Origin of the sequence: Pseudooceanicola lipolyticus, from assembly GCF_002786325.1 — a bacterium.
Taxonomy (GTDB): Bacteria; Pseudomonadota; Alphaproteobacteria; order Rhodobacterales; family Rhodobacteraceae; genus Pseudooceanicola_C; species Pseudooceanicola_C lipolyticus.
In genome coordinates, this window is sequence record NZ_PGTB01000014.1 from 16877 (window position 1) to 40291 (window position 23415).

Sequence of the window (23415 nt, forward strand, 5' to 3'; positions counted from 1 at the left end):
CTTGAAGTCAAGCCGCGCCGGCGCAGATTGGGTTCGGATACGGGCCGGCGGCGGCCTCAGTTGATCAGCTTGGGCTTGGCCATGTGGGTCGCGTTCTTGGGCATCACGCCGAGGCGGCGGGCCACCTCGGAATACGCATCGGTCAGGTTGCCCAGGTCGCGGCGGAACACGTCCTTGTCCAGCTTGCGGCCGGATTCGATGTCCCACAGGCGGCAACTGTCCGGGCTGATCTCGTCGGCCACGATCAGGCGCATGAAATCGCCGTCATAGACGCGGCCGATCTCGATCTTGAAATCGATCAGCCGGATGCCCACCGCCAGCATCACGCCGGAGAGGAAATCGTTGACGCGCAGCGCCAGGCTGAGGATGTCGTCCATATCCTGCTGGCTGGCCCAGCCGAAGGCGGCGATATGTTCCTCGGTGACCAGCGGGTCGCCCAGCTTGTCATCCTTGTAGCAATATTCGACGATCGGGCGCGGCAGTTGCGTGCCCTCCTCGATCCCCAGCCGCTTGGAAAACGAGCCGGCGGCATAGTTGCGCACGATCACTTCCAGCGGAATAATCTCGCAGCTGCGCACCAACTGCTCGCGCATGTTCAGACGCTTGAGAAAATGCGTCGGCACGCCGATCTGGTTCAGCCCGGACATGAAAAACTCGCTCAGGCGGTTGTTCAACACGCCCTTGCCTTCGATCACGTCCTTTTTCTGAGCATTGAACGCGGTGGCATCGTCCTTGAAATATTGGACGATGGTTCCCGGCTCGGGCCCTTCATACAGGATCTTGGCCTTGCCTTCGTATATTTTCTTGCGCCGCGCCATGAAACACCCTTCTAGGATCGCGGGCAGGGATGAGTCCCTGGCACCAGTGGAGCCGCTATAGATGAAGGTCCGCAGTGTCGCAAGCCGAGTACCGCCTCTTGCGTCCGGGGCGACGGACCTGCATATCTGTTTCCAACCACCGGTTATCAAAAAGGGCGGGAGTTATGTCCACATTCAACGATCGCGAAAACGCCTTCGAAAACAAGTTCGCGCATGACGAAGAGATGATGTTCAAGGCCGTCGCGCGCCGCAACAAGCTGCTGGGGCTCTGGGCCGCCGAATTGCTGGGCAAAACCGGCGACGAGGCGACGGATTACGCAAAATCCGTCGTGCTGGCCGATTTCGAGGAGGCCGGGCACGAGGATGTCGTGCGCAAGGTCGTCAAGGATCTGGGCGGCAAGGCGGATGCCGACGTGGTCCGCGCCAAGATGGAGGCGCTGATGCCCGAGGCGAAGGCGCAGATCCTGGCCGAGATCGGCTGACGGGCCGCAGTCGCGGCAGACGTCCAACACCACTTACCCGGCCCGCCCGCACACCGGGCGGGCCGCTTGCCACGGGGCCCGAGCGAGGAGCTGAGCCATGACCAACGCGCTGCGCGACATGCTGGACAGCCATGACGTGATCCTGGCCGATGGCGCCACCGGCACCACCCTGTTCAACATGGGGCTGGCTGCGGGCGAGGCGCCCGAGCTGTGGAACACCGAACAGCCGAAGAAGATCACCGCGCTGTACCAGGGCGCGGTCGATGCCGGCAGCGACCTGTTCCTGACCAACACCTTCGGCGGCACCGCCGCGCGGCTGAAGCTGCACGGCGCCGAGAAGCGGGTGCATGAATTGTCGCGCGTCGGCGCCGAGCTGGGCCGCGAGGTCGCCGACCGCGCCGGGCGCAAGGTCATCGTGGCCGGCTCGGTCGGGCCGACCGGCGAGATCATGGAGCCGGTGGGCAGCCTGAGCCACGCGCTGGCGGTGGAAATGTTCCACGAACAGGCCGACGGGCTGAAGGAAGGCGGCGCCGACGTGCTGTGGCTGGAAACCATCAGCGCGCCGGAGGAATACCGCGCCGCCGCCGAGGCCTTTGCCCTGGCCGGCCTGCCCTGGTGCGGCACCATGAGCTTTGACACCGCCGGGCGCACCATGATGGGCGTCACCTCGGCCGATATGGCCAAGATGGTCGAGGATCTGGACCCGGCCCCGCTGGCCTATGGCGCCAATTGCGGCGTTGGCGCCTCGGACCTGCTGCGCACCGTGCTGGGGTTTGCCGCGCAGGGCGGCGACCGGCCGATCATCGCCAAGGGCAATGCCGGGATCCCGAAATATGTCGACGGGCATATCCATTACGACGGCACGCCCGAACTGATGGGTGAATATGCGGTGATGGCGCGCAACAGCGGCGCCAAGATCATTGGCGGCTGCTGTGGCACCCTGCCGGTGCATCTGGAACAGATGCGCGAGGCCCTGGACACCCGCCCGCGTGGCGCGGCGCCGACCTTGGAAGAAATCGCCGCGATGCTGGGCGCGTTTTCCTCGGCCAGCGACGGCACCGGCGACGACGCGCCGGGCAACGACCGGCGCAGCCGTGGGCGCCGTCGGCGCGGCTGAGGCGCGGAAAGGACATGCTGACCGGTGGCGCGGGCGGCGATATCACCGAAGAAATGGTGCTGATTTAGGAACGCAGGGGCTGGGGCATATACCGGAACGCCGAGTGAAGGATCCGCCCCAGCCAGGGCCCGGCCTCGGCCCGGCTCCGGTCACACGAGCGGCAAGCCACTAAAAATTTTAATTTTCAAACCAGCCTCCGATCAAAACAGCGACAGCTGGTCGCCCCGTTCCACCGGCACCCGGAACAGATCGCATCTCAGCTTGGGCTGCGGCGCATCCAGGCCCAGCCGCCGGGCCGCGCGCCGGAATCGTTGCTGCACCATCTCGGCATATTGCCCCTCGCCCCGCATCCGGTGGCCCCAGCGGGCGTCGTAATCCTTGCCGCCATGCATCTCGCGCAGCCGCGCCATGATGCGCCCGGCGCGGCCCGGCGCGTGTTCGGCCAGCCATTCCTGCCACAGCGGCGACACCTCCAGCGGCAGGCGCAGCATGATCCAGCTGGCCGAGCTTGCCCCCGCCGCCTGCCCGGCCTGCAACAGCGCCTCGAGCTCGTGATCGGTCAGCCCCGGCACCAGGGGCGAGGTCATCACCCGCACCGGCACCCCCGCCGCGCTCAGCCGCCGGATCATCTGCAGCCGTCGCGCCGGGGATGGTGCGCGCGGCTCCATCCGGCGGCTCAGATCGGCGTCCAGCGTGGTCAGCGAGATACCGACGCGCAGCAGCCCCTGCTCCGCCATCGGCGCCAGGATGTCCAGGTCCCGCTCGATCAGCGCGCCCTTGGTGACGATGGCCACCGGATGCTGGAACGCCTGCAACACCTCCAGGCAGGACCGGGTGACGCGCCACTCCTTCTCGATCGGCTGGTACGGGTCGGTATTGGTGCCGATGGCAATCGGCGCCACCTGATACTTCCGCGATCGCAGCTCGCGCCGCAGCACCTGCGCCGCCTCGGGCCGCGCCACCAGCCGGGTTTCGAAATCCAGCCCCGGCGACAGGCCCAGATAGGCATGGGTTGGTCGGGCAAAACAATAGATGCAGCCATGTTCACAGCCGCGATAAGGGTTGATCGAGCGGTCAAAGGGCAGATCGGGCGAACTGTTATAGGTGATCAGGCTGCGCGGCGCTTCGGCGCGCACCTCGGTACGGAACCCCGGACGCGCCTCGGGGATGTCCCAGCCATCGCCCTCCTCGCTGCGCGCCGGTTCAAAGCGGCCGGCGGCATTGCTGACCGCCCCGCGGCCACGGCGGCGCGCCTTGTCGATGGGAAGATCCGAGTCCATCTGCCCGATATAGAACATAACGGGAACATGTGCAATTGTCGGCCGTTCGGTCGCTGAAATCGGCAGTGCCGGACCCGGTCAATCTGAGCGAAGCGTCGGTACAGGCACGGCCAGTGTCGCAAATTTCCTAGTGGGGCGGCAGCGGACAGGTCAAAAGGATCTTCAGGAAGGCCACCGCCCCGCCCGGACAAGGAAGCGCGCGCATGTCGGAAGAAGACGAGATCATCCTGTCGGAACTGGACGACGAGGAACTGGTCCAGCAAATGTTCGACGACCTCTATGACGGTCTCAAGGAAGAGATCGAAGAGGGCGTGAACATCCTGCTGGAACGCGGCTGGGCGCCCTACGACGTGCTGACCAAGGCGCTGGTCGGCGGCATGACCATCGTCGGCCAGGATTTCCGCGACGGCATTCTCTTCGTGCCCGAAGTGCTGCTGGCCGCCAATGCAATGAAGGCCGGCATGGCCATTCTCAAGCCGCTGCTGGCCGAAACCGGCGCGCCGCGCGTCGGCAAGATGGTGATCGGCACCGTCAAGGGCGACATCCACGACATCGGCAAGAACCTGGTCTCGATGATGATGGAGGGGGCCGGTTTCGAGATTGTCGACCTGGGCATCAACAACCCGGTGGAAAACTACCTCGAGGCGCTGAAGCGCGAAGATGCCGACATCCTCGGCATGTCCGCCCTGCTGACCACCACCATGCCCTACATGAAGGTGGTGATCGACACGATGGTCGAAATGGGCATCCGCGATGACTATATCGTGCTGGTGGGCGGCGCGCCGCTGAACGAGGAATTCGGCCGCGCTATCGGCGCCGATGCCTATTGCCGCGATGCCGCGGTGGCGGTGGAGACGGCGAAAAGCTTTGTCGCCCGCAAGCACAACCAGATGAGCGCCTGACCCGGGCCGTCCGGCAGGCGCCGAGCGGTGGGCCGATGACCCTGCCCGACGACGACCTTCTGACCGAACGCGGCCTGGCCCCGGCCGGCCGGGGCCGGGTGTTGCTGATCGCCTGCGGTGCGCTGGCGCGCGAGATCCTGCTGTTGAAGGCGCGCGGCGGCTGGGAGCATCTGGACCTGACCTGCCTGCCGGCGATCCTGCACAACCACCCGGAAAAGATCACCGCCGCGGTGCGGGCGGCGGTGGAGAAACACCGCCAGGCCTATCGCGCCATCTATGTCGCCTATGCCGATTGCGGCACCGGCGGCCAGTTGCAGGCCGCCTGCGCCGCGCTGGGGGTCGAGATGGTCGCAGGCCCGCATTGCTATTCCTTCTTCGAGGGAAATCAACGCTTTGCCGAGCATGGCGAAAGTGAAATCACCGCCTTTTACCTGACCGATTTCCTAGCCCGGCAGTTCGACGCCTTTGTCTGGACGCCGCTGGGGCTGGACCGTCATCCAGAGCTGGCGGCAATGTATTTCGGCAACTACGACAAGCTGGTCTACCTGGCCCAGACCGAGGATGCGGCGCTGACCGCCAAGGCGCAGGACTGCGCCCGCCGGCTGGGCCTGGATTTCGAACGCCGCCTGACCGGCTATGGCGATCTGGCCGGATTCGTCGAGCGCGCGGCGCGGGCCTGATCAGGCCGCCTCGGCGGCGACATCGGAAATCCGCCGGATCATCGCCCGCAGCCCGTTCGAGCGCTGCGCCGACAGGTGATCGTTCAGGCCCAGACGCGCCAATTCGCCCTGGGCATCGACCTTGGGCACCTCGGCGACCGGCAGGTCGTTATACAGCGCACGCAGCACCGCGATCAGCCCGCGCACGATCATCGCGTCGCTTTCGCCGTCAAAGCGGAACCGGCCCGCCTCGATCTGCGGGTGCAGCCAGACCTGGCTGGCGCAGCCGTTTACCTTGGTGGCGGGCACCTTCAGCGCGTCGGGCAGCGGCTCCATCGCCTTGCCCTTTTCGATGACATAGCGATAGCGGTCTTCCCAGTCCTCCAGGAACTCGAAATCCTCGACAATTTCTTCGAAGGCGGCGCTGGCCATGCCGGTATCCTCGGAACTTCTCTGGCCTTGACCTATGTCGCCCCTCCCCGCCTGTCCAGCCCCGCTTGCCGCTTTTCAAGGCCGGTTCGATACGGTAACCCCGAGGAAACAAAAACAGGACCCGGCCTGCCATGCGCAAATCCATTTCCCTGATCCTGATCGCCAGCCTGATCACCGCAAGCTGCGGCTGGCGCGATTCGCGGGTCAATCCGCGCAACTGGTTCGGCAACAGCCGCGACGTGCCGGTCGAAGTGGTCGATGCCGAGGCCAACCCGCTGATCCCGCGGCAGCGCCGTGGCGCCCTGGCGCGCGAGGAGCGCCCCGATGCCAGCGTGCCGATCGCAAGCGTGATCGAACTGAATGTCGAGCCCACCACCTCGGGCGCAATTGTGCATGCCACCGGCATTGCCGAGCGGCAGGGTGCTTTCCAGGCGCGGCTGGTGCCCGACAATCCCGAGCTGGAGCCCACCGACGGGGTGCTCAGCTTTTCCTTCCGGGTGCTCTATCCCAATCAGGCGACACCGGTGGGCAGCGAGTTTTCCCGCACCATCCATGAGGCTTACAGCCTGACGCTGGATGAACTGGCGCGGATCCGGGTGATCCGGGTGGTCGCCGCCGGCAACGCGCGAGAGACCCGCCGCCGCTGAGTTGCGCCCCGGACCCGAACCCGGGTCCGGGTCCCCCGCTACAGCCCGACCGTGACCACCGACGAGCCGTTGGCCGCAAGTGCGATCTTGCCGTCGCAGAGTTTCAGCGCGTCGTCGCCGAACACCTCGCGGCGCCAGCCGCTCAGCGCCGGCAGGTCGCGTTCGCCCGCGGCAATCGCATCGAGATCGGCGCTGGAGGCGATCAGCCGCGGCGCCACGTCCGAGCTTTCGGCCTTGGCCTTCAGCAGCACCCGCAGCAGATCGGCCAGCGCCGGGTTCACCTGCAACCGCTCGCGGCTGCGGTCGGGTTTCGGCAACTCGTCGGGCGGGCAGTTCAGCCCACGCTCGACCGCCGCCAGGATGCCATCGGCAATCGGCCCGCGCCGCGCCTCGCGCAGCAACAGCCGCAACCCGCCCAGGTCGGCGGGCTGGCGCGGTTTGGCCGAGGCCAGTTCCAGCAGCGCGTCATCCTTGTAAACCCGGCTGCGCGGCACGTTGGCCTCTTGTGCGTGGCTTTCGCGGAAGGCCGCCAGTTCCCGCACCACCGCCAGGAAGCGCGGCGAATTGGTGCGCGTCTTGACCCGCTGCCAGGCCTCGTGCGGCAGCACGCTGTAAGTGGCGGGATTGGTCAGCGTCTGCAGCTCTTCCTCGACCCAGCGTTTGCGGTTGGACTTTTCCAACTCGGCATTCAGGTATTCGTAGATCTTGCGCAGATGGGTGACATCGGCCAGCGCATAGGCTTTCTGTGCCTCCGACAGCGGCCGGCGCGACCAGTCGGTGAACCGCGAGGTCTTGTCGACCGAGGCGCGGGCGATCTTGCGCACCAGGGTTTCATAGCCCACCTGCTCACCAAAGCCGCAGACCATCGCCGCCACCTGGGTGTCGAACAGCGGCTCGGGGAACACCTGGGCATCGACCCAGAAGATTTCCAGATCCTGCCGCGCGGCATGGAACACCTTCACCACGTCGCGGTTGCGGAACAGCTGATACAGCGGGTCCAGCGACAGCTCGCCCGCCAGCGGATCGACCAGCACCGCGTTGTCATCGCCCTCGCCCGGCAAGGCCAGCTGCACCAGGCAGAGTTTCGAATAATAGGTCCGTTCGCGCAGAAATTCGGTATCGACGGTCACATAGGGGGCCTCGGCCGCCGCGGCGCAGAATGCCGCCAGCTCGTCCGTCGTCGTCAAAGTTTTCATTCGGGTTCTGGCCTGTCGTTTCTTGCTGTCGCGCCGCGTTATCCGGGCAAGGTTACTGCAATCGCGCCCGGTAGGAAAGCGGGCGCCCGGCACTCTTTGGTTTGACCGGTGTGGCCCGCGGCGCGAGGTGTCGGCGCGGTGTGGCGCCAAAGGCCCGACGCGTCAGACCAGGTCCAGCATCTCGCGCTGACCCAGGGCAAAGCGTTTCAGCACCGCCGGGTACAGCCGGTGTTCCTGTTCCAGCACCCGCGCGGCCAGCGTCTCGGGGGTGTCGCCGGCCCGCACCGGCACCCGTGCCTGGCCCAGGATCGGGCCGTCATCCAATCGCGCGGTCACCTCGTGCACGGTGCAGCCATGTTCGGCATCGCCGGCCTCCAACGCGCGGGCATGGGTGTGCAGCCCCTTGTATTTCGGCAAAAGCGACGGGTGGATGTTCAGCATCCGCCCCTGCCAATGCGACACGAACCCATCGGTCAGCACCCGCATGAAGCCGGCCAGGCACAGGATGTCGGGCTGCGCCGCCAGCAGCGGTTTGATCAACTCGGCCTCGAATGCCGCGCGGTCGCCCTTGAACGGCCGGTGATCCACCGCCGCCGTTGCCACGCCGCGCGCGGCGGCGCGCGCCAGCCCCGAGGCCCCGGGATTGTTCGACAGCACCAGGCAGGGTTCGGCCGGATGATCGGCGGCCTGCATGCTGTCGACCAGCGCCAGCATGTTCGACCCGCCGCCCGAGATCAGGATCGCGACGCGCTTGCGGCTCACGCGACCTGCCCGTCATAGCGGACGCCTGTCCCGGCCTCGACCTCGCCGATGCGACAGACGGTTTCGCCCGCCTCGGTCAACAGCGCGGTCAGCGCGTCGGCGCGGTCCGGCGCGCAGACCACGATCATGCCGATGCCGCAATTGAAGGTCTTCAGCAATTCCGCCTGCGCCATGCCGCCGGTCTCGGCCAGCCAGCGGAACACCGGTGGCAATTCCCAGGACGCCAGGTCGATCCGTGCGCCCAGCCCCTCGGGCAGCACCCGCGGCAGGTTCTCGGTCAGCCCGCCGCCGGTGATATGGGCCAGCGCATGTACGCCCCCCGCCTTCACCGCCTTCAGCACCGGGCGGACATACAGCCGCGTCGGCGCCAGCAGCGCCGCGCCCAGCGACCCGCCGCCAAACGGGCTGTCGGCCTCCCAGCCCAGCCCCGAGGTCTCGACCAGCCGGCGCACCAGCGAATAGCCGTTGGAATGCACCCCGTTGCTGGTCAGCCCCAGCAGCACGTCGCCCGCGGCCACCCCGGCGGGCAGTTCGCTGCCACGTTCCATCGCGCCGACGGCAAAGCCCGCCAGGTCGAAATCGCCGGCCGGGTACATGCCCGGCATCTCGGCGGTTTCGCCGCCGATTAGCGCACAGCCGGATTCGGCGCAGCCGGTGGCAATGCCCTCGATCACCCGCGCGGCGCTGTCGATATCCAGCTTGCCGGTGGCGAAATAGTCCAGGAAGAACAGCGGCTCGGCCCCCTGGCAGACCAGGTCGTTCACGCACATGGCAACCAGGTCGATGCCGACGCCATCCACATGACCGGTATCGATGGCGATGCGCAGCTTGGTGCCCACGCCATCGGTTGCCGCCACCAGCACCGGGTCGGCAAATCCCGCCGCCTTCAGGTCGAACAGCGCGCCGAACCCGCCCAGCCCGCTCATCGTGCCGGGGCGCTGGGTGCGCGCCGCTGCCGGCTTGATCCGGTCCACCAGCGCGTTGCCCGCGTCGATATCGACTCCGGCCTCAGCATAGGTCATGCCGTTCTTGCGCGCGTCGCTCATATCTGCCTCCGATCCGTGCCCGCCCCCGATAGAGCAGGTCGCAGGCGGAGTCCACGCCCCGGAACACGCGGCCCGCGCATCGCGCTTGACCGCCCGCGCGCGCTTGCGTAGTCAGAGCGCCGGGCGGGCCTGTAGCTCAATTGGTTAGAGCAGAGCGCTCATAACGCTTTGGTTGCGGGTTCAAGTCCTGCCGGGCCTACCAGACTAACCCTTCCCATGACGCAGACAGTCAAAGTGCGCAATCTTTGGTTGATCGTGATTCTACCCCAAGACAATAATAGAATTTTACATGTGAATATTTAGCCCCGCATCCCAGTGAATTCAGTAGATCACTTCGACAGAATCGCGATAATCTCATTTCTGGGAAGTTAATGGGGACCAATCATGAAAGCCTTTTGGGCTATTTCCTTTATCTGCGCCACTACGAACGTAAACGCAGCAACACTTCACTTCGACGACCTGAAAAAGCAGTACATCGAAGCCTTTCCCACTGATAGGTCTGATGAGTGGCCCGAAGGCTGGAATTGGCAGTACAGAGAAAACGGCTACTCTGTCACACCATCTTTGTCTCATCCAGAATACGCGCAGTTCTATGACGAAGATGGCTCCCTGGTTCTCTTCGCATTTACCTACGGGACCAGCGAGAATTTCAAAGCAGCAAAGTTCGAACGAGACGACGGCGCAAGTTTTTCATTGCAAGAGTTCGATTTGGAGCTCTCAAACTCCCAAGATTTTACATACTACCGTTATCCGCGCGTCGGCAACGACCCTTATTCAGATCCTTCTCCGCAAACGCTTTACGGATTGTGGGACATGCTGTTTCTGGTAGGTGAGACTACAGATGGAAATACGGTATCCAGCACTATTTCAATCACATCCGTCACGCAAAAACAACTCAGGACCCAGGTCAGCGATGCCGATCTCGGATACAAGTTCAACGACTTGAAATCGCTGACCTTCTACATGCCTGATAGCAATAACCCGACTTGGAGCTCTGACACCTGCCGTCCCGAGCATATTCAGGCTTTGTCTTTTGCTGCCCAGCTTGACCCCAATTCCTGCGATACCCCGACCAGTCCAATAAAATATCTAAACGGCAACCCCGCCTACTACGTCAATCATGACTATTCGGAAACGGCACAGGGCATCGCAAAAATCCACTCCGTCACGCTGGGCGCCCCGATGCCAGTGCCGGTCCCGCTCCCTGCCGGTGGCGTGCTGCTGCTGGGGGCGCTCGGGGTACTCGGTGTGCGGCGGCGCCTCAACTCACGCTGATCCCCGCCGTCTCCGACCACAACCCATGGCCCGCCGCGTTCCAGAGCCGGGTCTGAACCTGCATCGCGCCGGCCGGGAGCGACACGCTGTCGCCCTCGGCCACATCGCCCAGCACGGTCCAGCTTCCGGCATGGCCGCTGGCGGAATAGCGCAGGTCGCGGCGGCTATAGGCGGTGCCGCCCTGTGCGACCTGCCTGGGCGACATCAGCGTGGGTTCGCGGATGCTGTCGATCCGCACCTGTCCGCCGCCCAGCGCGGTCAGCGCCGGCGCCTTGGCCTTCATCGGCACATGCGGCAGGTTGCGGAACGCCCCGCCGGGGGTCAGCGCGCCGCGTCCGTTCAGGTCGGACCGGGGGGTCAGCGCCGCCTGCTGCGCCGCCGCCCCCTGCACCGCGCCCGGTCCGGTAAAGTCCGCATAGTCAAGCGGATAAGCGCTGTTGATCAGCTCCAACTCGAAGCTGGCGGCGTTGGGCTGGGGCGGTGAAATCTGATCGCCCAGGATCAGTTCCACGAACAAGCTGTCCTTGACCAAAACCTGGCCCGTCGCGTCATAGATGCGCAGCGCGGTATTGCCGCCGCCGAGGTTCGAATTGCACAGGATCTGCCGCTCGATCAGCACGCCGTCGGCGCCATCCTCCATCGAGATGCCGTGGGTATTGCCGCGCGGTGTCCACAGGTTCTCGACATAGCCGACATTCACCAGCTTCGATTGCGCCAGCCCGGCCTGCACGTTGATGCCGCGATAGTGGCCGGGGGCAAAGCGGTTCTGGTAGAACAGCAGATTGCGCACCGCCGGGCGCGCACCCTCGGCGGAATTGAAGATCTGGGTGATATCGGGATGCGGCGAGGCGCTGTCGATCTCCTCGTATCGGCCGATGCAGCTGCCAAAATCGTTATAGGCCACCAGCGCGTCACCCTCGACATAATAGTCTTCGGGACAGCCCAGAATGCGCAGGCAATCGAAATACCAGCGTTCGACGGTATTGCCGATGACCTCCCAATTGTCGCTGGCATTCATGCCGTTGCACAGCTCGTAACAATCTTCGACATGGCAATATCGAATTTTATTCGAATGCGAATTGCGATTGCGAAAGCGGGTAAAGCGCACCAGATGGAATCCGTAATTGGCATCCTTGGTGGTGTCGTTCAGATCGCCCGGAGTCGGCCCGGAGGCGCTGACAAATTCGACCGTGATATGCGAACAGCTTTCCTCGACCCCGCCATTCACGCCGCCGTCGAAAAACCAGCCGGGATAATTCTTGGTCATGTTGCCGGCGTTTTCCACCCGGATGTTGCGCCAGGTGACGTGATGGCACCCGGCCATGTCCTGCTGGGCGCTGTAAAATACCGGGGGGTTGTCCGGGTCCTGCGCCTGGATCGTCAGCGGATCACCGGTGAAATCCTTGACTGGCGCGGCTTGCAGAAGGTGCCGCCAGCCCGCCGCGGCCGTGCAGGTCATGTCCGGAAGCAGGATGTTGCGGGCGCCATCGGAAATTGCCGCGTAGAATTCGGCGGGCGTGGTGACAACGGTGCCGGCAGGCGCCGCCTGCGTGGTGATCGGTGTGGTGACCACATCGGAATATTGCGCCCCGTCGCGATGCACCACATGAACAAAATAGCCGGTCTCGGCTGCCAGACCCGACGGCGCAAAAGCGGGCTGCGTCCCCGCCTGCGTGACCGCGACAGAGCCGCTGTAGACGCCGCCGCCGGCGGCCACCTCGGCCCCGGAATGTGCCGCCACCTGATCAACCAGGACAAATCCCGTCCCCTGCGCCGTATCGGTCGACCAAGGCACGTTCAGCGAGGTGACATTGACGCCGATCTGGCCCACCGTGATCGCCGGATCCTGGGTGTTCGTCACGGTGACCTGCTTGAAATAAGAGGTCACGGAATAGCCGCCCGCAGCGTCGCGCAGGCGCAGCCAAACCTTGATCGCCACGCCGGTCGGCACCGCATGCGGGTTCACGAACAGCCCCGGCCCGGTGAGCGAGGTGGCCTCCCAGGGTTCGTTCACCGACCCGGCGCGCATGTCGACATCCAGGCCCTCGGGCAGATCGAAAATCTCGATCTCGAAATTGTTGTTGGCGGCGCTGTTGCGCACGGTCCAGGCCGCCGGGGAAAGTTCCGCCGGGCTGCCGGTCGCGGCGGTGGGCGGCGCCAGCGGGATACAGGTGCTGCCCAAAAAGGATTTGCCGAGAGTGTCACCGAGAATGCTCATGAGGGGCCTCGCAGGTGCTGAATTGGGGTCAGGCGTTGCCGGAATGCGCGGTGATAGCGAGATAGCTCTGCCCGCCGATCACCGTGACCACGCAGAGAAAGCGGTTGCCCGGCGTGCTGTCCAGCGTCGCGCCGGTCACGCTGTCCCATCCCGTCAGGGTGACCGCCCCGGCCGAGGCGCCATTGGCCAGTTCCAACGTGATCCGCCCCTCGCCCGTGGAGGGCGGCGCCAGGGCGAAGGCGCCGCCATTGGTCAGGCGCTGCTGGCGCGCGGCGGAAAAGACCAGCGTTTCGGTGCCCGAGCTTCGCGTGCCCAGATCACCCGAGTTGCCGAGATCCAGCAGGACATCGGCCAGCGTCCGGGCTGCCGGCGCATGGTCGGCCGAGGCATCGCCGAACAGCAGCAGGTCGGCGCCGGTGAGCGCCTCGCCCGTGCCCAGCGCCCCGATCGGCCGGCCCTCGGCACGGATATTGACGAAGAGCACGCCGTCGGTCGGATCCGACGTGACCACCCGGGCCACCTCCTGCACCGCCGCATCCACCGGGGCGGTGTCGGTCAGGCCGCCGGTCGACCCGACATAAAGCGGTGCGCCAACCGCCCAGGCGGCGCTGTCGACGGCGGTGATCATGCCATAGCTGATCACGTCGCCGCTGGCCGCATCGGCGATATCGGCCGCGGCCACGCCGATACAGGGCAGCCTGTCGGTTTTATCCGCCTCGGACACCGCGATCGCCAGCGCCGCGCCGTCCAGGCAGACCGGCGTCAACCTGGCAATCTGCGCGCCGGTGGCATTCGCCCCGGCAAAGCCGATGCCGAAACCGTTCAATCGCATGTCGGTCCCCAGATTGCCGCCACCGCCCACCACCTGCGCGGCAATGGCATGGGCGATGCGCTGAGCGGTGACCTGACGCACCGCCGTGCTGGCTCCTGCCTCGGCCTCGGCCTGGGACATCACCGGCACCTGGCTGTCATAGGCGCCCTGTACCTCTTCGGGGGTCATGTCGGCGGTTGCGCCCGTTTCCTGCCCCGCCAGTTTGGCCTTGTCGGCATCGGTAAAGGCGTTGGTGTTCTCGTTGGCCTCGTAGCGCAGCTTGAAGGCAATATTCAGGCTGCCGGCGCCGCCGGGATTCAGTTCGATGGTGTCGGGCATATCCGATCTCCGCAGGCTATTCGGTGATGGTGAAAACCAGCGGCACGCCGTCAAAAACCAGCGTGTCGCCGTCAAAGCTCAGTGCATTCTCGGGCAGGTCGGGTGCAATCGCCCGCTGTCCCATGGCAAAGACCCGCACCCGGCCCTTGGACGAGACCACGCGAACCCGGCAGGCCAGCACATCGCCGCCCTGCATCACGGTGTCGAGCGTTGCCATCAGGCCCAGCCCAGCGCCGTCATCTTGGCGTCGATCGCGTCCTTGACCACGCCATAGCCGGTGCCGTTCAGATGCAGCGCATCGGCGCGATAGGCGGCCGGCACATGCCCGCCGGGATCGGTGGCCAGCACCGCGTAGAGATCGCAGACCAACGGGCCATAGGTGGCGTGGGCCGCGAGGCTGGCATTGACCGAGGGCAGCGCCGCCGCCACCTCGCCCGGCGTGAACCAGTCCTCCGACGGGAGCAGGTTGCAGATGAGGGTCCTGGCGCCCGGCGCGCGAAAGGCGAACAGGCGCTCCAACTGGGTCAGCATCGTGCCCCACCACAGCGCCGCATCGCCGGTGGCGTCGTTGGTGCCGGCCCACAGGATCAGGTCCCAGTGCCGCCCCGCCACCGGATCGTCCAGCACCCGGTCGATCACCTTCTCGATCTTCTGTCCGCCCAGCCCGGTGTTCAGCAGCGGCCGCCCCGGCCGCTGCTGGCCCAGCAACGTCACCCAGTCATCGGTGCCAGTGGTCGCCCCGGTGCCCTCGGTCAGGCTGTCACCGGCACAATAGGTGGCCGTCGGCGCGGCGTAATTTACCCCGTCCGGTCCGTGCGACAGCATCTCGATGGTGAGATCCAGCAGCTCGGCGCATTCGCCTTCGGAAATCGCGATCTGCAGTTCGATCTCGAAGGCGCTGGCAAAATCGATCAGCACGGTTTCCACCGTCGGCGGCGCGCTATAGCTGGCAAAGGCCGGCCCCGCCGTCTGACCGCGCGGCGACAGATTGACCGGCAGGTTGTTGCTTTCGACCTTGTAGAGCGAATGAATCCCGGCCGAGAGCGAGCCTTCGCCGAATATCGCCGGCGTGCGCGACTTGGCAAAGGCCCATTTGCGGTCATAGGACAGCTTGAGATCGGTGGCGAAGGGGATATGGCTGCGCGTCGCGTCCATATAGGCGGTCAGCACGTTGACCGATGCCGCCCCCTGGATGAAGCGGAGGCGGAAATTCCAGCCTGCCGTCGCCGCCAACTTGGCCAGAAGCCCGGAGATCCGCAGCGACGCCGCCGGATAGACGGTGCCCCCCGCCACCGGAATGGTGGTGACGGTGACGAAAGGCTTGCCGTTTTGCCCGTAGAACCGCCCGGTCCGTCCGGCCGACGCGATCACCCGGCTATAGGCACGGTCGCGTATATAGGTTTCGTAAGCTGAGGTGCCGGCCATCACGTTGCCCTTTCAACAAGATAGGTGCCATCCGGCGCGGTCAGGAACGCGCCCCCCGGCGCGGTGAGAAAGGCAAATCCCGCCGGCGCCTGGGTAAAGGGCGAATCCTCACTAGCCCAGGCGGCGCCGTTCAGACTCCATTCCCGGATCACGTCGAGGATGCTGTCCTCGGGGTCGCCCTGAACCGTGTAATTCGCGGCATCGAGGCTGAAGGCCGGGAAGGCCGCGGCCAGGGGGGCACCTGCCTCGGGCCCGCTCATCACCGGCGCCACCGCCGCCGTTATCCAGCTGCCCTCGGCCCGGCGCCCCGAAAACCGCCCCCCCTGGAACCGCCCGGCAAGATAGCGGCCGGCCCGCATCCCGGCGATCATGGCGCCAGCACACCCAGCGTGACCACGGTGCGCCCGGCCAGCCACAGCCGCTCGCCCGCCCTCAGCGTCATCGCCCGGCTGGTCCCCGGCTGCACCGGATGGCCCTGCCCCACCGTGATCGCGGGCGCGGTGTCATCCGCGGTCACGTCAAAATGCGCGGTATCGCCGCCCGCGTTGCTGATCAGCACGTCGACATCGCCGGGCGCCGTGTAACGCGCCCCGGCAGACCATTGCCCGGTCGGGCTGTAGACGGTCGATGACATGGCGAGGATCCTTTCCGCACGTGACGCGCCCCGGCACTCCCCCGTCCGTGCGGGCGCTCCGGGATCGGAGCGGCCGGCAGATGGGACAGATCGGGACGACGGTTCAGATACGGATCAACCTAGGCTGTTGCGGCTCAAGAACCGATTAAGCCGCCGTACGGTGGTCCGGGCACTATCGCGCGATCACGATATCGGCGCAGAGACCGCCCAGATCCTCGCTCTGGCTCAGCCGCAGCACACCGCCATGGGCGCGGGCCACATCGTTGACGATGGCCAGGCCCAGCCCGACACCGCCACCCAGGTTCTGGTTGCGCGCCGGATCCAGCCGGGTGAACGGTTTCACCGCCTCCTCGCGCCGGTCGGCGGGAATGCCCGGCCCGTCATCCTCGACCCGGATGCGCAGCGACTTGTCGGTCAGGATCACCGACACCCGCGCCTGCGTGCCATAGCGCACCGCGTTGCCCAGCAGGTTCTCGACCGCGCGGCGCATCGACAGCGGGCGCAGCATGACCGTGCCTTCGCCCTGCATCGCCGCCAGCGTGACGGCCCGCCCCCCGCGCCGGGCATCTTCGACGGCCTGTTCCACCAGCGCGCCGGGATCCACCTCTTCCGGCTCGCCCTCGGCCACCCCGCGCGAGAAATCCAAAAAGGCGTCCAGCAGGCGCTGCATCTCGTCGACGTCGCGCAGCAGCGGTTCGGCCTCGTCTTCATCGATCATCGCCAGGCCCAGCTTCATCCGGGTCAGCGGCGTGCGCAGGTCATGGCTGACCCCCGACAGCATCTGCGTGCGCTGCTCGATCTGGCGCTCGATCCGCGCCCGCATGTCCAGGAACGCGCCGCCGGCGGCGCGCACCTCGGTGGCGCCCGCCGGGGTATAGGGGACCACCCGGCCCCGGCCAAAGGCCTGCGCCGCGCGCGCCAGCCGGGTGATCGGCCGCAGCTGGTTGCGCAGGTACAGGAAGGCGATCACCGTCATCAGCAGCCCGAAGAACACCATCGTCACGATCAGCTGATGCGGCGCCGTCACCGTCACCCGCCGGCGGTTGAAGCTGATCTCGGCCGGACCGAATTTCGACGGCAGAAAAACCTCGATCTCCTTGTTGTCCAACAGCAGCACCGCAAGGGTTTCGGGCCGGTACAACCGGATCACCCGGCGCACCACGCTGCCGGAAAAATCGTCCCAGCCGATCAGATCCTGCGCCGGCACCGCCCCGGGCCCGGGAAATTCCAGCGACATCCCGAACACCGACAGCGTCGGCGCCGCCAGCGCCTGCGCCTGCGCTTCGCTTTCCGCCTCCGCGACACGTTGCATCGCCACCTCGATGGCGCTGACCGCGTTGAAGGTCATCTGCGTCGTGACATCCTCCAGGTGGTTGCGGATGAACAGGAAGGACACGACCAGCTGGACCGCGACCACCGGCAGCACCAGGATCAGCGCGGCGCGGCCGTAAAGGCTGCGCGGCATATAGTGTTTGAGCCACATGAACATCTTGCGCTAAGCCTAGCGGGCGCATCACAGAAGAGGAAGCAGGATGACCCAGCCGCCCGACGATTTCGACCCGCCGCCGGGTCAGCCCGTCACCCTGGCCCCCGGCCTGCGCCGCATCGTCGCGCCCAACCCCGCGCCGATGACCTATCGCGGCACGAATACCTATCTTGTCGGCACCGGCGAACTGGCGGTGATCGATCCCGGCCCCGACAGCCCCGCGCATCTCGAGTCGATCCTCGCCGCGCTGGCCCCGGGCCAGCGGATCAGCCATATCATCGTCACCCATTCCCATCTCGACCATTCTCCGCTGGCCGCGCTGCTGGCCGCCCGCACCGGTGCGCCGGTCTATGCCTTTGGCGGCCCCCATGCCGGGCGCAGCGCGGTGATGCAGGCGCTGGCCGCCGGCGGGCTCAGCGGCGGCGGCGAAGGTATCGACCTGGGTTTCGCACCGGATATCACCCTGGCCGATGGTGCGCGGATCGAGGGCGATGGCTGGGAACTGGAGGTGATCCACACCCCCGGGCATCTGGGCAATCACATCGCCCTGGCCTGGGGCGCGGCCTGCTTTACCGCCGATCACGTCATGGGCTGGGCCTCGTCGCTGGTCTCGCCGCCCGATGGCGACCTCACCGATTTCATGGCCTCCTGCCGCAAGCTGCGCGCCCGCCCCTGGCAGGTCTTCCACCCCGGCCACGGCGCGCCGGTGACCGACCCGGCGGCGCGGCTCGACTGGCTGATCGGCCACCGCCTGGCCCGCGAATCCGCCATTCTCGCCGCGCTCGACGCCGGCCCGGCCACCGCGCGCCACCTGGCCGAACGCATCTACTCCGACACCCCCGCCGCGCTGCTGCCCGCGGCCGAGCGCAATGTCTTCGCGCATCTGATTGATCTGACAGGCAAATCCGAAGTCGCCCCCGAAGGTCCCCTGGCGGCCACCGCCCGCTTCGCCCGCACCGGCTGACCCCATCCCGGTTTTTCCGCCTGCAGCCGAAAAACCCACTGGACGCCAGAAAACCGGATTGCTATAGGACCGGGACCGTTCCGGCGTAGCTCAGCGGTAGAGCAGTTGACTGTTAATCAATTGGTCGTAGGTTCGATCCCTACCGCCGGAGCCAAAATCCCCTAAGCGGTTGATTTCATTGGTTGAGCCCCGACCGGAGTCGGAGCCACGCGTGCACGTGCACAAGTTGGTGCACAAACGCGTGCCCGGACCGGTGCACAAACGCGACTCCCGGATGCCCTGAAACCTGTTTCGGAGGCTTCCCGCATGGCCGGAGTCGCACACACCCCCCATCTCGAAAAACGCCCCTCGGGCTACTTCTTCCGGCGCCGTCTGCCGAAGGCCTGGGTCGAGATATCGAACCCTGGTCAAAGTTCGGCCATCTGCCTCAGCCTTCGGACCGACGTCCTCTCCGAAGCGACATGCCGCGTCCGCGCCCTCACGGCGCTCACGGACCTGGCCGTCGCGCTGACGACGGAGAGACCGGTGGATCATCTGAGCCCCGAGCACGTGACATTGCTGACCGAATTGGCGCGCTGCCAGATCGCCGCCCACGAGGCCCTGCGGGCGTCGGCCGAACCGCGTTCCGAGGCGGCGGCGAACTTTGCGGCGCAGACCGAGCGCGCGACCCAGGACATGCTGCGCCGGGCCCTGGCGCTCGGTGATCGGTCCCCGGTCACGGACCCCTTGCGCGAGATGGCGAGGCAGTTCGGCGTGACCCTCGACGAGACCAGCTCGGACTGGCGTGCCCTCGCCTTCGAGGCTCTGCGGGTGATGCTGGACGTGTCGCGCGAACGGGAGAAACGCGAGGTCGGGACCTACGAAGAACCAACCCCGATCTTCCGGTCGGTCATGGCAAGCCAGTCGGCCTCCGCGACCGCCGCCCTACCCGTGGCTGCCTCTCGATCGTCCGCCCCCGCTCCGGCCATCCCGGCAGTAGCCGCGCCAGTCGCGATTTCCGTGCCGGTGTCGACCATCCCGTCGGCGACCGCCCCTGCCGAGCCACTGGTGGCCTCTCCGGCTCAGACCCCGGCCGAGGACGCTCCCGCCACGCCGAAGACGGCGGAAACGGGTGTCGCGGACACTGTGTCCAGCCGACCGCCCAGCCACTATTGCGAACCCGAACCTATCGTTGCGTCGCCCGAGTCGGCGCCGAAGGCTCCCGCCATGCCGCGCGAAGAACCCCGGATCCTGATCGATCAGTCGCTCCTCTCCGACAAGGCACGCGCGGCCCTGGCGAAAGGCCCCAATATCGAGTTCCGAGAGGCGTTCGACCTGTATTTTGAGCTGAAAGAACTCGGCTATGGCGACAATTTCGAAGCACGTCAGAAGAGTTTTCCGGACAAGGGTCGGAACTGGGTTCGGTCCTCGAGGGGCAACGCAAGGAAAGCCCGCGATATCTGGGTCGATGTCCTGGGCAACCAACCGTTCCACCAGATCGACTGGACCGAGGTCGACGGTGTCCTGAATGTCATTCGCCGGATCCCCAAATACCACGGCAAGAAGAAGAACCTTCTCAATACGAAAGGTTTCCGCGATCTCGTCGAGCGTGCGGACGAGCAGGAACTCGCAACGGCGATCGCAGCGAAGGAAGTTCTGGCAGCAAGAGGCAAGGTGACGCCGGCCGAACTCGAACGCGCGGCCCTCGACGCGAAGATCCCGCGGCTGCGTGTCGCGACCTTCCTCCGCCACGGCCGAATGGCGAACCGGGTCGGCAAGATGCTGAAGGCCATGAAGCTCATCGAGAAGAATCCGTTCGAGATCTGTTCCTGGACCAACGACGAGGAGAAGGACATGAAGGCGCACGAGGAAGATCGCTCGCGCATGCTCTGGGACGACAAGATCCAGAAGCTCTTCGCCTCTCCGGTCTATCAGGGACGATGCGAGGAGAAGGACTACCCGCTGTTCTGGGGCCCCCTCATCGCGCGCCTTGCCGGCTGTCGCGCCGAGGAAATCCTGCAACTCGCACCAGAGGATTTCGGGTCGGAGAACGGCATTGCCTATTTCACGGTGCGCAACGTGACCGGCAACCACGTGAAGTCCACCGCCGGGGAACGTCGCATCGCTGTGCACCCGAAGCTCGTCGAGCTCGGACTTCTTAACTTCGTGGAGATGCGGCGGCGGCAGAAGCAGTCGCGCCTGTTCCCGAACCTCAACCGCGGCCAGACCAAGGACACGTTCTCCGAACTCTACAGCAAGGCCTTTGGCTACTACCGCAAGACGAACGACTGCTACTGGCCCGGGCTCGACTTCCATGCGTTCCGCACGACATTCCACAACGACCTCGGCAACCTGCTCTGCCCCGACATGGTGCGCCGGCGCCTGATGGGGCACGAGAAGCCGGTCGACGAGGGTGACGGGTCCTACACGCGCGAGATCTGGGTAAAGACGCTCCACGAGGTCATCAGCCGTATCGAGCTGGATATCTCGAGGATCAAGAGCCCATTCGCCGCGCCCAAGGCCGCAGCTCCGAAGGCCGTGCCGACTGAGGCAAAGGACAATCACTGCAATGTCGTCGGGTTCCGCCGCCGGCCGGCCTGAAATTCAGAGCCGGCACTGCCCACCGCGGAGTCATTCGACCTCACGAAGGCGTGATACGTCGCCAGAGATAACGAACCGAAATTTTGACTCAGATCAACTGTTTCCCGCGAATCCGAGTCATAGGGGCAGCATTCCCACACGAACGGAGAGTCAGGAAATGCGCGATATCCTCGCAAACGAAATTGAAGCAACGATCCGCCGGGAAACGGCCGATCGATGCGCCACCAGGCACCTTCTCGAAGCGGCCGATCTCACTGAACAATCGAAGGCGATGCTTGCAGGCGAACTGCAGATCTGCCTCGAGACAGCCTTCGACCTCTATATAGAGGCGCGGTCGGTGGGCTATCGTCCCGGTATCCGACGACCCGATGCCACTCGTGGTGAACACTGGCGCCGGACCAGCGGTGCGAATACCCAGAGCGCGAAGCGAGCTTGGACGCGAGCCCTGGGAAATCCGTTCTTCTCCGACATCGAGCGGGAAGATGTCATCCTCGCGCTGGAAAAGATCCGGAATCTGCCGAAAGGCCACGGGAAACGCCCGAATAGCGCCGCCGAAAACGGCGACCGGACTTCTCCTGACCGCATTGGGGTCACGACATTTCTGAGGATTGGGCGGACGGCGCGCCAGGTTGGAGATTTTCTTGTCGAATTGAATCTCGAAGACGCGAACCCGTTCGACATCTGTTCCTGGTCGACGGCCGAGGAGGCCTGTCTGCGGCAACAGGAGCGCCCATCCGAGACCCGTGAATGGTCTGAGGCAGTCGAGAGCTACCTGTCCTCGCCGATATTCAAGGGAGACATGAGGGATACCGGGGACCCGCTGTTCTGGATCCCGCTCTTGATGCGCTTCGGGGGCCTGCGGCTCGACGAAGCCGTCCACCTCACGATCCGGGATCTGCAATATCGTGACGGTATGCCGGTCATCTGCATTGATCGTTACGGGAAGACACCAGCGGCCCGCCGGGAGATCCCTGTCACTCGGAGGCTGCAGGATCTTGGCCTCGTCGATCTGTTCGAGCTGCGGCGCGACCAGAAGGAGACACTGCTGTTCCCGCAACTTGCGGAAGGTCGGCCCGGGTCGGGCAGCACGCGGTTCCGGAAGGATTTCATTCGCTACTGCGAGACGCACGGGATCGATGCTTCGGCCCTTCACGCTCACGATTTCCGGAGAGCCTTGCATCATACACTGCTCGAACAGGAATGCCCGGATCCCGTGGTCAGAAGCGCCATGGGTCAGATGCCTCGAGATACGTCCGGCAAGTTTCTCGATGACAACCGGCTTCAAACCGTCCAGCAGGCGCTATCCGAGGCTGGCGCGGGCCTTCCGGATATCGTCGGCCCGAACCGCTGAACGATAGTGAGGAGAAGGCCCGGGCACCTGCCCCGGGCCTTCTGCATGTTTCCGCATTATTTCCGTCTTCGGCAACTCCTTGGCGCGACGAGCCCCCTGCTCCGAAGACAGGCCAAGGCGCGTAGGGTCTCATGTGCGGAAAGCCGCCGCGCGAAAATGAAGGCGGTTGGATACCGGGCATACCATCTTGCCGGCGCTTCGAGATAGCCAAGCGTGCCGAGCGCCTCGAGCGCCGTCACCCGAACGACACCGCACTCAAAATACCACTCGGTTTCCTCGATACCAGGCTCCACCCCGAAGCGACCATCCCCGAGATCGAAAACACCCGCGACGAGGGTGAATGGCTTGAGATCGCGATGGATATGTTCGCACCATGCCCAGGCCATGCCCAGATCGTCGGCAATCCTGCGGCGGTCTCCGGTGAACGGGTCATTCCTACTCACCATGGGAACTCTCGCCGAACCCCGAGGCGATAAGGAAAGCGGAGACGCGCTGTCGTGCTGTCACCGTGATGCATCAGCCCGCGAACCGGCGATTGACCATCCGCTCGCCACAGAGACGCGCGTTGAGAACCTGCATCATGCGCGCGAGGTAAAGAAGCTTGTTGGACCAAGCCTCGATCGCTTCCCCGCGCTCCGAGAGAACCCGGTGCCTGTAGACCGCACCAGCGGCTCCGTATTCGGGGTCATTCTCCCCCTCGAACACATCCTCGTAGCCGAGCGTCTCCGTCTCGCGTTCCGCGCGGAGAATGTCCACGAGCATATCGACGGACTGCAGCGCACGCGGACCAGCTGGATCATCGCCAGAGATGTCGTTCAGCAGGCCGCGGATATGACGATGCTGATGTGCATCTGCGGACAGTAGGTTCACGGGCAGGTCCTCGGCAAGAGCCCTGCAGGCCACGATTGTCCGCGCGGCAAGCTCTTCGATTGGCATTACATAGAGTTGTATGTCGTTCATCCAGTCTCTCCAGAAATCGGTCTGTGGCACT

At 65.4% G+C, this 23415-nt stretch carries 24 protein-coding genes and 2 tRNA genes; 11 read left to right on the plus strand and 15 right to left on the minus strand.

The window, feature by feature from the left end:
• Positions 1–56: 56 nt before the first annotated feature.
• Positions 57–818, minus strand: coding sequence for a phosphoribosylaminoimidazolesuccinocarboxamide synthase (gene purC / locus CVM52_RS06750; protein WP_100161748.1), 762 nt, complete (start codon positions 816–818; stop codon positions 57–59).
• Positions 819–982: 164 nt separating this feature from the next.
• Between purC and CVM52_RS06755 the strand changes: the two genes are divergently transcribed.
• Positions 983–1300, plus strand: coding sequence for a DUF1476 domain-containing protein (locus CVM52_RS06755; protein WP_100161749.1), 318 nt, complete (start codon positions 983–985; stop codon positions 1298–1300).
• A gap of 97 nt (positions 1301–1397) precedes the next feature.
• On the plus strand, positions 1398–2417 hold the full coding sequence (gene bmt / locus CVM52_RS06760; RefSeq protein WP_100161750.1) for a betaine--homocysteine S-methyltransferase: 1020 nt from the start codon (positions 1398–1400) through the stop codon (positions 2415–2417).
• A 200-nt stretch (positions 2418–2617) separates the two neighbouring features.
• On the opposite strand, the gene CVM52_RS06765 is transcribed toward bmt, so the two are convergent.
• Positions 2618–3715: a PA0069 family radical SAM protein gene (locus tag CVM52_RS06765; RefSeq protein WP_240620886.1), complete on the minus strand. Its 1098-nt coding sequence runs from the start codon at positions 3713–3715 to the stop codon at positions 2618–2620.
• Between the two features lie 185 nt (positions 3716–3900).
• Between CVM52_RS06765 and CVM52_RS06770 the strand changes: the two genes are divergently transcribed.
• Together CVM52_RS06770 and CVM52_RS06775 are read left to right on the plus strand one after the other, a co-directional pair.
• Positions 3901–4599 (plus strand): cobalamin B12-binding domain-containing protein, encoded by a 699-nt coding sequence (locus CVM52_RS06770; protein WP_100161751.1) that lies wholly within the window; start codon positions 3901–3903, stop codon positions 4597–4599.
• Between the two features lie 35 nt (positions 4600–4634).
• Positions 4635–5279 (plus strand): DUF1638 domain-containing protein, encoded by a 645-nt coding sequence (locus CVM52_RS06775; RefSeq protein WP_100161752.1) that lies wholly within the window; start codon positions 4635–4637, stop codon positions 5277–5279.
• On the opposite strand, the gene CVM52_RS06780 is transcribed toward CVM52_RS06775, so the two are convergent.
• A complete protein-coding gene (locus CVM52_RS06780) occupies positions 5280–5690 on the minus strand; it encodes a SufE family protein (RefSeq protein ID WP_100161753.1) in 411 nt (136 codons plus the stop codon).
• 131 nt (positions 5691–5821) lie between these two features.
• On the opposite strand from CVM52_RS06780, the gene CVM52_RS06785 reads away from it, so the two are divergent.
• On the plus strand, positions 5822–6337 hold the full coding sequence (locus tag CVM52_RS06785) for a hypothetical protein (protein WP_100161754.1): 516 nt from the start codon (positions 5822–5824) through the stop codon (positions 6335–6337).
• Positions 6338–6375: 38 nt separating this feature from the next.
• On the opposite strand, the gene rnd is transcribed toward CVM52_RS06785, so the two are convergent.
• The 3 genes from rnd to purM form a co-directional block, all read right to left on the minus strand.
• Positions 6376–7533 carry a ribonuclease D gene (rnd, locus tag CVM52_RS06790; RefSeq protein WP_100161755.1) on the minus strand — a complete coding sequence of 386 codons (1158 nt, stop codon included), beginning with the start codon at positions 7531–7533 and terminating at the stop codon, positions 6376–6378.
• 162 nt (positions 7534–7695) lie between these two features.
• Positions 7696–8295 carry a phosphoribosylglycinamide formyltransferase gene (purN, locus tag CVM52_RS06795; RefSeq protein WP_100161756.1) on the minus strand — a complete coding sequence of 200 codons (600 nt, stop codon included), beginning with the start codon at positions 8293–8295 and terminating at the stop codon, positions 7696–7698.
• A complete protein-coding gene (gene purM, locus CVM52_RS06800) occupies positions 8292–9341 on the minus strand; it encodes a phosphoribosylformylglycinamidine cyclo-ligase (protein ID WP_100161757.1) in 1050 nt (349 codons plus the stop codon). Before purM ends, purN begins: the two co-directional genes overlap by 4 nt.
• Positions 9342–9466: 125 nt before the next feature.
• On the opposite strand from purM, the gene CVM52_RS06805 reads away from it, so the two are divergent.
• A tRNA-Ile gene (locus tag CVM52_RS06805) sits at positions 9467–9543 on the plus strand.
• Between the two features lie 182 nt (positions 9544–9725).
• The gene (locus CVM52_RS06810) at positions 9726–10616 is read left to right on the plus strand and encodes a VPLPA-CTERM sorting domain-containing protein (protein WP_100161758.1); all 891 of its coding nucleotides are present in this window, start codon (positions 9726–9728) and stop codon (positions 10614–10616) included.
• Here CVM52_RS06810 and CVM52_RS06815 read toward each other — a convergent pair.
• The 7 genes from CVM52_RS06815 to CVM52_RS06845 all read right to left on the minus strand — a co-directional run bounded on the left by CVM52_RS06815 (position 10603) and on the right by CVM52_RS06845 (position 17532).
• On the minus strand, positions 10603–12834 hold the full coding sequence (locus CVM52_RS06815; protein ID WP_100161759.1) for a hypothetical protein: 2232 nt from the start codon (positions 12832–12834) through the stop codon (positions 10603–10605). The genes CVM52_RS06810 and CVM52_RS06815 overlap by 14 nt on opposite strands.
• A gap of 28 nt (positions 12835–12862) precedes the next feature.
• Positions 12863–13984, minus strand: coding sequence for a hypothetical protein (locus CVM52_RS06820; RefSeq protein ID WP_100161760.1), 1122 nt, complete (start codon positions 13982–13984; stop codon positions 12863–12865).
• A gap of 16 nt (positions 13985–14000) precedes the next feature.
• Positions 14001–14201: a hypothetical protein gene (locus tag CVM52_RS06825; RefSeq protein ID WP_100161761.1), complete on the minus strand. Its 201-nt coding sequence runs from the start codon at positions 14199–14201 to the stop codon at positions 14001–14003.
• Positions 14201–15409 carry an SGNH/GDSL hydrolase family protein gene (locus tag CVM52_RS06830; RefSeq protein ID WP_100161762.1) on the minus strand — a complete coding sequence of 403 codons (1209 nt, stop codon included), beginning with the start codon at positions 15407–15409 and terminating at the stop codon, positions 14201–14203. Before CVM52_RS06830 ends, CVM52_RS06825 begins: the two co-directional genes overlap by 1 nt.
• Positions 15409–15780 (minus strand): hypothetical protein, encoded by a 372-nt coding sequence (locus CVM52_RS06835; RefSeq protein ID WP_100161763.1) that lies wholly within the window; start codon positions 15778–15780, stop codon positions 15409–15411. Before CVM52_RS06835 ends, CVM52_RS06830 begins: the two co-directional genes overlap by 1 nt.
• A complete protein-coding gene (locus CVM52_RS06840) occupies positions 15777–16043 on the minus strand; it encodes a hypothetical protein (RefSeq protein WP_100161764.1) in 267 nt (88 codons plus the stop codon). Before CVM52_RS06840 ends, CVM52_RS06835 begins: the two co-directional genes overlap by 4 nt.
• A gap of 172 nt (positions 16044–16215) precedes the next feature.
• A complete protein-coding gene (locus CVM52_RS06845; RefSeq protein ID WP_100161765.1) occupies positions 16216–17532 on the minus strand; it encodes an ATP-binding protein in 1317 nt (438 codons plus the stop codon).
• A 43-nt stretch (positions 17533–17575) separates the two neighbouring features.
• Here CVM52_RS06845 and CVM52_RS06850 point away from each other — a divergent pair, with 43 nt between their 5' ends.
• From CVM52_RS06850 to CVM52_RS06865, 4 genes are all read left to right on the plus strand, one after another.
• Positions 17576–18493, plus strand: coding sequence for an MBL fold metallo-hydrolase (locus tag CVM52_RS06850; RefSeq protein ID WP_100161766.1), 918 nt, complete (start codon positions 17576–17578; stop codon positions 18491–18493).
• A gap of 79 nt (positions 18494–18572) precedes the next feature.
• A tRNA-Asn gene (locus CVM52_RS06855) sits at positions 18573–18647 on the plus strand.
• 152 nt (positions 18648–18799) lie between these two features.
• A complete protein-coding gene (locus tag CVM52_RS06860; protein ID WP_100161767.1) occupies positions 18800–21073 on the plus strand; it encodes a hypothetical protein in 2274 nt (757 codons plus the stop codon).
• A 157-nt stretch (positions 21074–21230) separates the two neighbouring features.
• A complete protein-coding gene (locus CVM52_RS06865) occupies positions 21231–22424 on the plus strand; it encodes a tyrosine-type recombinase/integrase (protein ID WP_172720934.1) in 1194 nt (397 codons plus the stop codon).
• Between the two features lie 56 nt (positions 22425–22480).
• On the opposite strand, the gene CVM52_RS06870 is transcribed toward CVM52_RS06865, so the two are convergent.
• Together CVM52_RS06870 and CVM52_RS06875 are read right to left on the minus strand one after the other, a co-directional pair.
• Positions 22481–22870, minus strand: a complete 390-nt coding sequence (locus tag CVM52_RS06870) for a hypothetical protein (protein WP_100161769.1) — start codon at positions 22868–22870, stop codon at positions 22481–22483.
• A gap of 70 nt (positions 22871–22940) precedes the next feature.
• Positions 22941–23384 carry a hypothetical protein gene (locus CVM52_RS06875; protein WP_100161770.1) on the minus strand — a complete coding sequence of 148 codons (444 nt, stop codon included), beginning with the start codon at positions 23382–23384 and terminating at the stop codon, positions 22941–22943.
• Between the last annotated feature and the right edge of the window lie 31 nt (positions 23385–23415).

Bases quoted from the DNA above. Each gene is read 5' to 3' on its own strand.
- CVM52_RS06810 (WP_100161758.1), top strand. From the start codon at position 9,726: ATGAAAGCCTTTTGGGCTATTTCCTTTATCTGCGCCACTACGAACGTA.
- purM (WP_100161757.1), bottom strand. From the start codon at position 9,341: ATGAGCGACGCGCGCAAGAACGGCATGACCTATGCTGAGGCCGGAGTC.
- CVM52_RS06850 (WP_100161766.1), top strand. From the start codon at position 17,576: ATGACCCAGCCGCCCGACGATTTCGACCCGCCGCCGGGTCAGCCCGTC.
- CVM52_RS06780 (WP_100161753.1), bottom strand. From the start codon at position 5,690: ATGGCCAGCGCCGCCTTCGAAGAAATTGTCGAGGATTTCGAGTTCCTG.
- CVM52_RS06875 (WP_100161770.1), bottom strand. From the start codon at position 23,384: ATGAACGACATACAACTCTATGTAATGCCAATCGAAGAGCTTGCCGCG.
- CVM52_RS06865 (WP_172720934.1), top strand. From the start codon at position 21,231: ATGCGCGATATCCTCGCAAACGAAATTGAAGCAACGATCCGCCGGGAA.
- CVM52_RS06840 (WP_100161764.1), bottom strand. From the start codon at position 16,043: ATGTCATCGACCGTCTACAGCCCGACCGGGCAATGGTCTGCCGGGGCG.
- CVM52_RS06870 (WP_100161769.1), bottom strand. From the start codon at position 22,870: ATGGTGAGTAGGAATGACCCGTTCACCGGAGACCGCCGCAGGATTGCC.
- CVM52_RS06820 (WP_100161760.1), bottom strand. From the start codon at position 13,984: ATGCCCGACACCATCGAACTGAATCCCGGCGGCGCCGGCAGCCTGAAT.
- CVM52_RS06765 (WP_240620886.1), bottom strand. From the start codon at position 3,715: ATGTTCTATATCGGGCAGATGGACTCGGATCTTCCCATCGACAAGGCG.
- CVM52_RS06860 (WP_100161767.1), top strand. From the start codon at position 18,800: ATGGCCGGAGTCGCACACACCCCCCATCTCGAAAAACGCCCCTCGGGC.
- CVM52_RS06785 (WP_100161754.1), top strand. From the start codon at position 5,822: ATGCGCAAATCCATTTCCCTGATCCTGATCGCCAGCCTGATCACCGCA.
- rnd (WP_100161755.1), bottom strand. From the start codon at position 7,533: ATGAAAACTTTGACGACGACGGACGAGCTGGCGGCATTCTGCGCCGCG.
- bmt (WP_100161750.1), top strand. From the start codon at position 1,398: ATGACCAACGCGCTGCGCGACATGCTGGACAGCCATGACGTGATCCTG.
- CVM52_RS06825 (WP_100161761.1), bottom strand. From the start codon at position 14,201: ATGGCAACGCTCGACACCGTGATGCAGGGCGGCGATGTGCTGGCCTGC.
- CVM52_RS06835 (WP_100161763.1), bottom strand. From the start codon at position 15,780: ATGATCGCCGGGATGCGGGCCGGCCGCTATCTTGCCGGGCGGTTCCAG.
- CVM52_RS06845 (WP_100161765.1), bottom strand. From the start codon at position 17,532: ATGTTCATGTGGCTCAAACACTATATGCCGCGCAGCCTTTACGGCCGC.
- CVM52_RS06755 (WP_100161749.1), top strand. From the start codon at position 983: ATGTCCACATTCAACGATCGCGAAAACGCCTTCGAAAACAAGTTCGCG.
- purC (WP_100161748.1), bottom strand. From the start codon at position 818: ATGGCGCGGCGCAAGAAAATATACGAAGGCAAGGCCAAGATCCTGTAT.
- CVM52_RS06815 (WP_100161759.1), bottom strand. From the start codon at position 12,834: ATGAGCATTCTCGGTGACACTCTCGGCAAATCCTTTTTGGGCAGCACC.
- CVM52_RS06775 (WP_100161752.1), top strand. From the start codon at position 4,635: ATGACCCTGCCCGACGACGACCTTCTGACCGAACGCGGCCTGGCCCCG.
- CVM52_RS06770 (WP_100161751.1), top strand. From the start codon at position 3,901: ATGTCGGAAGAAGACGAGATCATCCTGTCGGAACTGGACGACGAGGAA.
- CVM52_RS06830 (WP_100161762.1), bottom strand. From the start codon at position 15,409: ATGGCCGGCACCTCAGCTTACGAAACCTATATACGCGACCGTGCCTAT.